Here is a 10,950-nt window from a genome sequence, read left to right on the forward strand (position 1 = left end):
TGCGTGCGAAGGCCGGGCGGTACGACGGCGGCAGCGGCGCAGCGCGCGACGCGATCGGGGGACTTGGTCATGGACCGTACTCAAGGGCAGTCCGGCGCGGACTCGGCACGTCAGGCCGCGGGGTCCAAGGGCATCGGCTCCAAGGGCGTTGGGTCCGCGCAGGCGGGGCCTGCGGGGGCAGCGGGGTCCGGGCCCTCGGCCCCCGGCGCCAAGGGGACCGGCGTGACCGGCACTGCCGGAACCGGGACGCCCGGAGCGGCGGGACCGGCCGCCGGCGCCGCTTCCACCGGCGGCGTCGCCCGCGTCGTCACCCTGACCGCAGGGGACTTCGCCCTCACCGTCAACCCCGTCGACGGCAGCGAGATAGAACCGCTGCGCCCCGGCACCGGGACGCCGCGCCCCGCCAAGCGGGGGCCGGCCTCCCGCGCCGCCCGGGAGGCCGCCGCCCGGCCGCCCGCCCTCCCCGGCCCCACCGCCCCCGCCCGCCCGCTGCTCCAGCGCGAGGAGGAACGGGAGCGGCTCGAACGGCTGCTGGGCCGCGGCCGCTCCGTACGGCTGACCGGACCGGCCGGTTCGGGCCGGTCCGTGCTGCTCGACTCGGTGGCCGCCGCGTGCGCCGGCCTCGCGCCCGACGGGGTCGTCCGGCTCAGCGGATACGGTCAGCAGCAGCCGCTGGAACTGCTGCACGCACTGCACGCGGCCGTCTACGAGACCACCGACGAACGGCCCGACCGCGGCGAACTCCTCGCGCGCGCACGGGACATCGGCGCCATCGTCCTCATCGACGACCTGGAACTGGGCGGAGCCGCGCTCGACGAACTCCTGCGGGCCACCCCCGAGTGCGCCTACCTGCTGGCCGCCACCCCCGACACCAAGGCCCCGTCCGACAACTCCCACTTGGAGGAGGTCTTCCTCGGGGGCCTCGGCCGGGCCGAATGCGTCCTGCTCCTGGAAACCCTCACCGGCCGCCCCCTGACGGAGGAGGAGACGGCCTGGGCGGGAGACCTGCGCTTCGCCGCCGAGGGCCTGCCCCTGCGCTTCGTACAGGCGGCCGCGCTGCTGCGCCGGCGCGACGAGCTGAACCACCGCGACGAGCGGGACGACGAGGACGAGCCCGGCGTCTTCGAGGGACGCCCGCGCGAGCCCGCCCACGTACCGCTGCCCACGCTGGCCGAGGGCGCGGCGCCCGCGGAACTGCTGGCCTCCCGGGCGAGCGAGTCGGCGCGGGCCGCCCTGCGCATCGCCTGCGCGCTCGGCGGGGAGATGCCGCACCACGCGCACCTGCCGGCCCTGGTGGGCGACACGCACGCCGACGCGGCGGTCGCGGAACTGCTGGACTGCGGGCTGCTCACCCCCGTCGGCCCGCGCTACCGGCTGGCCCACGGCGTCGCGCGGCAGCTGGAGGAGGCCGGGTACGGGGACAGCGCCGCCGAGGAGGCCCGTACCGCCGCCCGGCACTACGCCTGGTGGACCGGGCACGCCTCGGTGACCCCCGAGCGGGTCGCGGCCGAGGCGGACGCGGTGCTGGCGGCCCTGGCGGGCGCCGACGTGGTGGCCGCCGTCATGCTCGCCCGGACGGCGGCTCCGGCCCTGGCGGCGTCCTTGCACTGGGAGGCGTGGGAGCGGGTGCTGCGCTCGGGCGCGGAGGCCGCCCGCAAGGCCGGGGAGGTCGCGGAGCAGGCGTACTTCCACCACGAGCTGGGCGTGCTCGCGCTGTGCGAGGGGCGGCTGGAGCGGTCGCGGGCGGAGCTGGAGGCCTCGATCGGGCTGCGGGGCGCGCTCGCGGACAAGCGCGGCACGGTCGCGGGGCGGCGGGCGCTGGCGCTCGTCACCGACCGGGAGGCAGCGGGGGTGGCGGTGTCGCCGCCGCTGCGGCTGGAGGCTCCGACGACTCCGCCGGCGGCCCCGTCGGCGGCTGCCGCCGTGACCCGTCCCACGGCCCGGCCGGCGACCCCGTCGGCGGCTGCCGCCCTGACTCGTCCCCTGGCCCGTCCGGTGACACCTGCGGTGGCTCCGGCCGGCTCCGAGGCGGTGACCCAGGTGGTGTCGGCGGTCCGGCGGCCCGATGCGCCCACGACGCCGACGACCCTGTCCGAGGTGTTCGAGAAGGCCTTCCCGCCCGCACCCGAGCAGGAGCCGGTGACGGCGCCGGTGCCGGTGACGGGCCGCGGTCCGGCGCCCGCCCCGGGCCGGCCGGTCGTGGGGGAGCCGGGGTCGCGGCGCAGGACGGCGTTCCTCGCCGCGGCCGGCGCCCTGGCGGTGGCCGTGATCGGGACGGTGGTGGGCCTGGCGGTGTCCGGCTCGGACCCGCAGGCGCCGAAGGATCCGTCGGTGTCGTCGACGCCCGACGCCGACCCGAGCACCGAGACCGGCGGGAGCGATCCCGCCGCCGCGCCGGAGCCCGCCACGTCCGACCCGTCGGCGGCCGCGTCCGGCCCGGCGGAGTCCCAGCCGGGCGAGCCGGAGGCGCAGCCACGGCCCGGCACCACGCCGGGCCCGCGGCCCACGTCGAGCGGCCGGGCCCCGTCGCACAAGCCCGCGCCGCCCGCGCCGGGCACCAAGGCACCGAGCCCTGCGACGCCGCCGGTCGTCGTCCCGCCGGCCACCTCGTCATCGCCTTCGGCGAGTCCGTCGACGGACCCGCCCACGGACCCGGGCACCACCGGGTCCGCGTCCGGGGCGGCCCCGTCGTCCACGCAGTGACGACGCGGCCCGCGGGTCAGAACAGGCGGAGCTTGTCGTCCTCGATGCCGCGCATCGCGTTGTAGTCCAGCACCACGCAGTCCATGCCGCGGTCCGTCGCCAGGACCCGGGCCTGCGGCTTGATCTCCTGGGCCGCGAACACACCGCGCACCGGCGCGAGGTGCGGGTCGCGGTTGAGGAGCTCCAGGTAGCGGGTGAGCTGTTCCACGCCGTCGATCTCGCCGCGCCGCTTGATCTCCACGGCCACGGTCGCCCCCGAGGCGTCGCGGCACAGGATGTCCACCGGGCCGATCGCCGTCATGTACTCGCGGCGGATCAGCGTGTAGCCGTCGCCCAGCGTGTCGATGCGGTCGGCGAGCAGCTCCTGGAGGTGTGCTTCCACGCCGTCCTTGATCAGGCCCGGGTCGACGCCCAGCTCGTGGGAGGAGTCGTGCAGCACTTCCTCCATGGTGATGATGAGCTTCTCGCCCGCCTTGTTGACGACGGTCCAGACGCCTTCCTCGGCGCCGGTCCCCTCCTTGAGGGTGCACGGAGGAGACATCCAGTTGAGCGGTTTGTACGCCCGGTCGTCCGCGTGGATCGAGACACTCCCGTCGGCCTTCACGAGGATCAGACGGGGTGCGGAGGGCAGATGGGCGGTGAGCCGGCCCGCGTAGTCGACGGAGCAGCGGGCAATGACGAGACGCATGGTCGGCAACGCTACTCGACCGACAGGCCTCCACGCGATTCGCCCGTGAAAGCCCCCTTCGTCGATGGCGCGTTGTATGCGCATTCTCCTGGTGCGGCAACCCGGGGGCGCCTACCGTGGTGAGCGGGTGGTCGTCGAGCGCGCACGCTGCGTCGCGGCCGCCTTCCCTGCCCGTAGGACTCCGGACACCAAATCTGCCGGGGTCACGAGAGGAGAACCCATGTCGCTCGACGTCTCACCGGCCCTACTCGAACAGGCCGAGCGAGGCGAGGTCGACGAAGCCGCTTTCGTCGACTGCGTCCGGACCTCCCTGCCTTACGCATGGGAGATGGTCAGCTCGCTGGTGGCCCAGCTGGAGGTTGAGGGCGGAGAATTCGCCGACAACCAGACGCCGCCGCCGGACGAGCAGGCGCGCGGGCAACTGCTGCGCGCGCTCGCGAGTGACGCGATACGCGGTGCCCTGCAGCGGCACTTCGGGGTGCGCCTGGCATTCCAGAACTGCCACCGTGTAGCGGTGTTCCCGCTGGACCCCGCGGTGGACGACCGGCTTGCCAAGTTCACCTCGATCCGCGGCCAGCTGCTCAACCAGTCGCCGGGACTGCGGGACTGCTAGTCCCTGCGGGAGTTCCCGCTGCCGCTCCGTGTCGCAGGAGGCGCGACCGGCCGGAGCGGCAGCCCGGGTCCGGGGCTCAGCCGAGGCGGGGCAGGACCTCGGCGCCGATGCGCCGTACGTTCTCCTCCGTCGCGGCGAGGTCGCCGGAACCTTCCGTCAGCAGGGCGAAGCGGGTGATCCCGGTGCGCTCCGAGGTGGCCGCGAGGCGGTCCGCCGCCAACCGCGGGGTTCCGACGGGGTGCAGCGCGCACAGCAGCTCCGTGTAGGCCACCGGGTCCCGCATCGCGCGCTCCCGGCCGTCCACCGTCACGTGGGCGTCCAGGCCCTGGCGCAGCCAGCCCGGCATCGCCTTCACCAGTGTTTCCCGGGCGTCCGCGGTGCGGTCCGCGAGCTGGCAGACCCCGGCCGACACGTGGGCCGCGTCCGGCGCGTGCCCGGCGGCCCGGGCGGTGCGCCGCCACAGCGCGACCATGTCCGCCTTCTCCTCGTCCCCGCAGTGCATGCCCAGCAGCATCGGCAGACCGCGCTCGGCGGCCAGCCGTACGGACGCCGCGGAGGTGCAGGCGACGATCACTTCCGGCCCCTTCCCGTCACCGTCCAGCGCCTCCGCGGGACGCGGTACGACGGCCACCTCGCGGAAGTCGTACCGCTCGCCGGCCGCTCCCACCCGCGCCTCGGTCAGCCAGCGCCGCAGCAGGTCCAGGGCTTCCGGGAAACCGGTCTCGTACGCCTCCAGGCCCCCGCCGAAGACCTCCAGGTCGACCCAGGGGCCGCCGCGGCCGACGCCCAGCATGAAGCGGCCGCCGGACGTCAGGTGCAGCAGGGCCGCCTGTTCGCCCAGGGCCACCGGGTGCGTGCTCGGCAGTACGCTCACGGCGGTGCCCACGTGGAGCCGCTCGGTCCGCCCGAGCAGCAGGGCCGCCAGGGTCACCGCTGAGGGGCAGACCCCGTACGGCACGAAGTGGTGCTCGGCGAGCCAGACCGCATCCAGCCCGGCCTCCTCGGCGACGACGGCGGTCCGCACCGCCCGGTGCAGCGCCTCCCCCGGTCCCTGGCCGGGGAACTGGGCCCCCACTACAAACGCTCCTACGCGCATCGCGCTTAGCCTCCTCGCGGCTGACGCGGCCTCCCCAGGTGGACCGGCTTTCCGACGTTCATGACATCAACGTCTGATGGCAACAACGTCCGACACGTGTCAAGGGCACGGCCCGGAAGCAAAGTTATTGGGATTGTCAGGCCAGTGCTCGAGAACGAGCCCTCTCCTCGGACACACTGCGGGTACCCGGGCTCGCTGCGCGTAGTCTGGGAGAAAGTCACTGCCGTCCGCGCATCCGTGAGGTATACGTGTCACCGCGCCACAACCGCCCCAGGGGCGGCGGGAATCCAGCCGACCGTCCGGGCACGGGGTCCGGTTCCGGTTCGGGGGGTCTGGACCGGTTCGGCCTGGAGCAGACCGAGGAGTACCTCGGCGAGGAGTGGAAGGTCCGGCACGTCGCGGGCGCGAGCGCGGCGGGCAAGCGCTACCGGTGTCCCGGCTGCGACCAGGAGATCCCCTCCGGCACCCCGCACCTGGTGGCCTGGCCCCAGTACGGCGGCGTGGACGACCGCCGGCACTGGCACAAGGCCTGCTGGAACGCGAAGGACCGCCGCACCTCGCGGGTGCAGCGGTCCAGGAACGCGCCGAGGTACTAGGCGGTATCCGGTCATGATCCGCCGGACACCCCCTGGTCCCGCAGCCGGCCGGGGGTCCGTCACACGTCGCGGCGGCCGACCACCACGTAGGAGGCCGCCACCGCGGTGCCCGTCACCAGCAGCATCAGCGCCATCTGCGTCAGGTCGGCGGGCATCGCCTGGGGGGAGCCGGACGGGGTGGTACCCGTCGGCATCCCGAACAGCTGCATCAGGGCGACCGGCGCGTTGTGCTGGAGCACCACCCGCCCCACGGGAGCCGAGGCCTCCCAGATGCTGAGCATCGCCCCGGCCACCGGCGGCAGCGTCACGACGCCGATCATGACGGCGACCGCCCCGGCCGAGTGCCGTACGAGGGCCCCGATCGCCAGGGCGAGCAGGCCGAGCAGGGTGACGTAGAAGCTGCCGGCGAGCGCCCCGGCCCATTCGCCCGCCGAGTGGCTCCCGGCGGCGGGGCCGTTGTGGGCGATGGCCGCCGCCGTGCCGACCACGAAGACGGAGCCAGCACAGGTGAGGAAGGCCGTGAGGCCGAAGACCAGGTACTTGGCGGTGAGGACCCGGTACCGGTCGGGCGCGGCGGTGAAGGTGGTGCGCACCAGGCCGGTGCCGTGCTCGGAGGTGATCGTGAGCACGCCGAGCACCATCACCGCGAGCTGTCCGACGAGCAGGCCGATCAGGGCCGGGGTGGTGAAGGGGATGCTCGCGTAGTCGCCCGAGGAGGTCTGGGCGATGAACAGGATGCCGATGCCGACGACCACCACCACGAGGGAGCCGAGCGTCCACAGGGTGGAGCGGACGGAGACGAGCTTGGTCCACTCCGAGGCCAGCGCGTGCCCCAGGTGCGGGCGCCGGTTCTCCAGCGGGGAGCTGGAGGCCGTGCCTGCGGCAGCGGTCCTGGGGTCGGTCTGCGCGCCGGTCATCGGGAGGCCTCGGGGTTGTTCTGGACGGAGGCGGCGAGCTCGCCGGGCTCGCTGGGCATCAGGAACGCCGCGCCGCCCTCGCCGGGCGGCGGGGGTGCGAAGAAGCCGGGCTGCGGGATTTCGGGGGCCGCGGGGCCCTGCGGCCACTCCGGGAGCGCCAGCGGATCGGGCTCCCACAGCTGGGCCCGGGGGTCCTCGGTGGAGGTGTACTCGACGGAGGACCGGGTCATCCGCATGTACGCCTCCTCCAGCGAGGCCCGGTGCGGGGACAGCTCCCACAGCCGCAGGCCGCCCTCGTGGGCCAGGTCGGAGATCCGGGGCAGCTCCAGGCCGGTCACGCGCAGGGCGCCGTCCGGCTCCTGGAGGACGCGGGCGCCGCCCTTGCGGAGGAGCTCCGCGAACCCGTCCCGGGCACCGGGGTCCGTGCCGGCCACGCGCACCCGAGCGAATCCGGCCGAATTGTGCGTGATGAACTCCTGGGTGCTCATGTCGGCCAGCAGCCGGCCCCGCCCGATCACGATCAGGTGGTCCGCGGTCAGGGCCATCTCGCTCATCAGGTGCGAGGAGACGAAGACGGTGCGGCCCTCGGCGGCCAGCTGGCGCATCAGGTTCCGGACCCAGAGGATGCCCTCCGGGTCCAGGCCGTTGACGGGTTCGTCGAACAGCAGCACCCGGGGATCGCCGAGCAGGGCGGTGGCGATGCCGAGCCGCTGGCCCATGCCGAGGGAGAACCCTTTCGTCCGCTGCCGGGCGGCGTCCTGGAGCCCGACGACCGCCAGCACCTCGTCCACCCGCTTCTCCGGGATGCCGGAGAGCTGGGCGATGGACAGCAGGTGGGTGCGGGCCCGGCGGCCGCCGTGCACGGCCTTCGCGTCGAGCAGGGCGCCGACGTGCCGCTGTGCGTTCGGCAGCTCCCGGAAGGGGAGTCCGTTGATCGTCACACGGCCGGCGGTGGGCCGGTCGAGTCCGAGGACCATGCGCATGGTGGTGGACTTCCCCGACCCGTTGGGCCCGAGGAATCCGGTGACGTGACCAGGCCTGACCTGGAAGGACAGCTGGTCGACGGCGGTCTTGGCGCCGAAGCGCTTGGTCAGGCCGACTGCCTCGATCATGGTTCTGCCCCTCGACAGGCCGGCAGGCCCGGGACGGCTCTCGCCCCTGTAAGGGTTAAGAGGATATCGAGTGGCCTACGGTTCCGTCCCCTCCCGGATCCCTGATCTCCCCCTGATCCGGACCCCCGGTTTCCCCGTACGACCTCCGGTGTCCGTCGTGCGACGGACACCGGAGCGCCGGGCACCCCCTACGCGTCGCGCTTCTTCAGCACCAGGTAGCCGCCGAGTACGGCGGCCAGCGCCCACAGCACCATGATCCCGAAGCCGCCCCAGGGCCCGTAGGGCGGTGCCTCGCGCCCCATGGCGTCGGGGACGACCCGCATGACCGCGGAGCCGGCCTGGTCCGGGAAGTACTGGGCCACCTTCCGGGTCGCGTCGACGAAGCCGAGGATGTTCGAGATCAGGAAGAAGAACGGCATCAGGATGCCGAGGGAGAGCATCGAGCTGCGCAGCATCGTGGCGATGCCCATGGAGAACAGGGCGATCACGGCCATGTAGAGCCCGGCGCCGATCACGGCGCGCAGTACGTTCGGCTCGCCGATGCCGATGCTCCGCCCGCCCAGGATCGCCTGTCCGAGGCCGAAGGACAGGAAGCTGGTGACCAGTCCCACCACCAGGGCCAGGGCGGTGGCCACGACGAGCTTGCCGAAGAGGAACTCGGCCCGGCGCGGCACGGCCGCCAGCGAGGTGCGGATCATGCCCGAGCTGTACTCGGTGCCGACCACCAGGACGCCGAAGACGATCATCGCCAGCTGTCCGAGGTTCATCCCGGCGAAGCTGGCCAGCGTCGGGTCGAAGGTCGCCTGCTCCTGGGGCGGCATGTCGCCGAAGGTGGCGCTGGCGACCGCGCACAGGCCGGCGCTGACGCCGACGGTGACGGCCAGGGCCGCCACGAGGGTCCAGACCGTGGAGGAGACCGTACGGATCTTCGTCCACTCGGAGGTGAGAACGGCGGGGAAGGCCACGGTCACTCACCGCCCTTGCGGGTCGCGTCGAAACCGGCGCCCCAGGCGGGGACATCGGCCGGCCGCGCCGGACTGCCGGTGCCCGGCGGGATGCCGGGCATCCCCATTGCGTGGGCGTGGTACTCGACGGAGTCCGCCGTCATGCGCATGAACGCTTCTTCCAGTGACGCCCGTTGCGGGCTGAGTTCGTGCAGCACGATCTGGTGCTGGGCGGCCAGTTCGCCGAGCCGCTCCGGCCCCACGCCGTCGATCTCCAGGGCGCCGGTGGCGGGAACGCTGACGGCGTTGATGCCGGCCTGGTGCAGGACGTCCCTCAGCCGCTCCTGCTGCGGCGAGCGCAGCCGGACGTAGCTGCGCGAGTTCTGGTGGATGAAATCGGCCATCGACAAGTCGGCGAGCAGTCTGCCCTGCCCGATGACGATCAAATGGTCTGCGGTCAAGGCCATTTCACTCATCAAGTGCGAGGAAACGAAGATCGTCCTGCCTTCCGACGCCAGCCTCTTCATCAGATTGCGGATCCAGTGAATTCCCTCTGGGTCCAGACCATTGACGGGTTCGTCGAACATCAGGATCTCCGGATCGCCGAGCAGCGCGGAGGCGATTCCCAGCCGCTGCCCCATGCCGAGCGAAAATCCTTTCGACTTCTTCCGCGCCACCGGCGTCAGCCCGACGAGATCCAGCACCTCGGACACCCGGTGCTCGGGGATCCGGTTCGCCTGGGCCAGGCAGAGGAGGTTGTTGTAGGCGCTGCGTCCGCCGTGCATGGACTTGGCGTCCAGCAGCGCCCCGATGTGCTTCAGCGGTTCCGGCAGGTCCCGGTAGTGCTTGCCGTCGATCCGGACCGTGCCGCTGGTCGGGTTGTCGAGGTCGAGCATCATGCGCATGGTCGTGGACTTCCCCGCCCCGTTGGGGCCGAGGAAGCCGGTCACCACCCCCGGTCTGACCTGGAAGCTGAGGTGGTCCACGGCGGTCTTGGCGCCGAATCGTTTGGTAAGTCCCTCGAGCTCGATCATGCGGCCACGCTAGAACGCCCGAGGGCCCCACGCCACCTCGAAAGGCGGCACAGGGCCCTCGTCGTGCACGCGCCGCGAGCCGCGGTCCGACCGGCGAGTATCGGGGGTGTACGCGCCGGACGCCGCGACCGGGTCAGCGGGTCTGCTGCGCCGGGACGCCGCGGGTGACCGGCTCGTCGTCGATCGGGGAGCCGGCGGCGGCGACGGCGGCGCCGGTCAGCGTCGCCAGCATCTCGCGGACGTTGGTCAGCTGGGCGTTGATGGAGTCGCGGCGGTTGGTGAGCGCCGCCAGCTCGCGCTCGGACTCGCTGCGGATCCGGTCGGCCTTGGCGTTGGCGTCGGCCACGATGTCCTCGGCCTGGCGCTGCGCGGTCTCCACGGTCTGGCGGGCGCGGCGCTCCGCGTCCGTACGGAGCTTCTCGGCCTCCAGGCGCAGCTGCTCCGCGCGGTGCTCGATCTCCGCGAGCCGCTTCTCGGCCTTGGCCTGACGGGAGGCCAGGTCCCGCTCGGACTGCTCACGGCGCTTGGCCAGGTTGGTCTCGAAGTCGGCGGCGGCCTGGGCGGCCTTGGCGCGCGTCTCCTCGAAGAGCGCGTCCGCCTCCTCGCGCTTGGAGGCCGCGTCCTTCTGGGCCTCGGCGCGCAGGGTCGTGGCGTCGCCCTTGGCCTTCTCGACGATGCGGACGCCCTCGTCCTCCGCCTTCGCCTTGCGGTCGGCGGCGAACGACTCGGCGTCGTTGCGCACCTGCTGGGCAGCCGACTCGGCCAGCTCACGGTGCTGCTCGGCCGCGCGACGGGCCTCCTCGCGCAGGTCCTTCGCCTCCTCCTCGGCCAGGCGCAGGATCTTCTCGACCCGGGCGCCCAGACCCGCGTACGACGGCTCCGCGTCGCTCACCTGGGCCTGGGCGTTCTGCGTTTCGAGGTGCAGCTCCTCGATCCGCTTTTCCAGAGAGTTGATACGTCCAAGGGCGCTGTCGCGGTCGGAGACCAGCTTGGTGATGCGGTCGTCCACCTGACCGCGGTCGTAACCACGCCGCACGAGCTCGAAGCCGAAGGGGGAGGAAGTGTCGCTCATAGGGTTCCTGTCGAATGAGACCGATGAGGTGCTACGTGAGGTGTTAGGGGAATCCTAGGCGCCCGAGCGGCGTGTCATCGAGTCAATCCACGTTTGCTCTGGACAATGACACCCCTTTTGAGTGGCAAGGCGACAGAATGCTTGTCACTCGTTCGGATGAACCTTCATCAGGAGC

At 72.8% G+C, this 10,950-nt stretch carries 10 protein-coding genes; 3 read left to right on the top strand and 7 right to left on the bottom strand.

Translation table 11 applies throughout. The annotated features are described in order from the left end of the window. The first annotated feature begins 222 nt into the window (after positions 1-222). Positions 223-2,703 (top strand): ATP-binding protein, encoded by a 2,481-nt coding sequence (locus ACWGH1_RS18010; RefSeq protein WP_453408814.1) that lies wholly within the window; start codon positions 223-225, stop codon positions 2,701-2,703. Between the two features lie 16 nt (positions 2,704-2,719). Here ACWGH1_RS18010 and nucS read toward each other — a convergent pair whose 3' ends face one another. Next, complete coding sequence (gene nucS / locus ACWGH1_RS18015; protein ID WP_190183452.1) at positions 2,720-3,391, bottom strand: endonuclease NucS; 672 nt, start codon at positions 3,389-3,391, stop codon at positions 2,720-2,722. Positions 3,392-3,611: 220 nt separating this feature from the next. Between nucS and ACWGH1_RS18020 the strand changes: the two genes are divergently transcribed. After that, complete coding sequence (locus tag ACWGH1_RS18020) at positions 3,612-4,004, top strand: SCO5389 family protein (protein WP_453355761.1); 393 nt, start codon at positions 3,612-3,614, stop codon at positions 4,002-4,004. 76 nt (positions 4,005-4,080) lie between these two features. Here the strand turns inward: ACWGH1_RS18020 and ACWGH1_RS18025 are convergent, their stop codons facing one another. Further along, the gene (locus tag ACWGH1_RS18025; RefSeq protein WP_453355762.1) at positions 4,081-5,100 is read right to left on the bottom strand and encodes an LLM class flavin-dependent oxidoreductase; all 1,020 of its coding nucleotides are present in this window, start codon (positions 5,098-5,100) and stop codon (positions 4,081-4,083) included. Positions 5,101-5,348: 248 nt separating this feature from the next. Between ACWGH1_RS18025 and ACWGH1_RS18030 the strand changes: the two genes are divergently transcribed. Continuing rightward, a complete protein-coding gene (locus tag ACWGH1_RS18030; RefSeq protein ID WP_453355763.1) occupies positions 5,349-5,696 on the top strand; it encodes an ATP/GTP-binding protein in 348 nt (115 codons plus the stop codon). A gap of 59 nt (positions 5,697-5,755) precedes the next feature. Here ACWGH1_RS18030 and ACWGH1_RS18035 read toward each other — a convergent pair whose 3' ends face one another. From ACWGH1_RS18035 to ACWGH1_RS18055, 5 genes are all read right to left on the bottom strand, one after another. Beyond that, entirely contained in the window at positions 5,756-6,613 is an 858-nt protein-coding gene (locus tag ACWGH1_RS18035) for an ABC transporter permease (protein WP_453355764.1), read from the bottom strand. Further along, complete coding sequence (locus ACWGH1_RS18040; RefSeq protein ID WP_453355765.1) at positions 6,610-7,725, bottom strand: ABC transporter ATP-binding protein; 1,116 nt, start codon at positions 7,723-7,725, stop codon at positions 6,610-6,612. The genes ACWGH1_RS18035 and ACWGH1_RS18040 overlap by 4 nt, the downstream gene beginning before the upstream one ends. 188 nt (positions 7,726-7,913) lie before the next feature. Then, positions 7,914-8,696, bottom strand: coding sequence for an ABC transporter permease (locus ACWGH1_RS18045; protein ID WP_453356509.1), 783 nt, complete (start codon positions 8,694-8,696; stop codon positions 7,914-7,916). Then, positions 8,693-9,703, bottom strand: a complete 1,011-nt coding sequence (locus ACWGH1_RS18050; RefSeq protein ID WP_453356508.1) for an ABC transporter ATP-binding protein — start codon at positions 9,701-9,703, stop codon at positions 8,693-8,695. Before ACWGH1_RS18050 ends, ACWGH1_RS18045 begins: the two co-directional genes overlap by 4 nt. A 133-nt stretch (positions 9,704-9,836) precedes the next feature. Continuing rightward, a complete protein-coding gene (locus ACWGH1_RS18055; RefSeq protein ID WP_453356507.1) occupies positions 9,837-10,775 on the bottom strand; it encodes a cellulose-binding protein in 939 nt (312 codons plus the stop codon). Positions 10,776-10,950: the final 175 nt, after the last annotated feature.

The organism is Streptomyces sp. NPDC054883 (genome assembly GCF_053610645.1).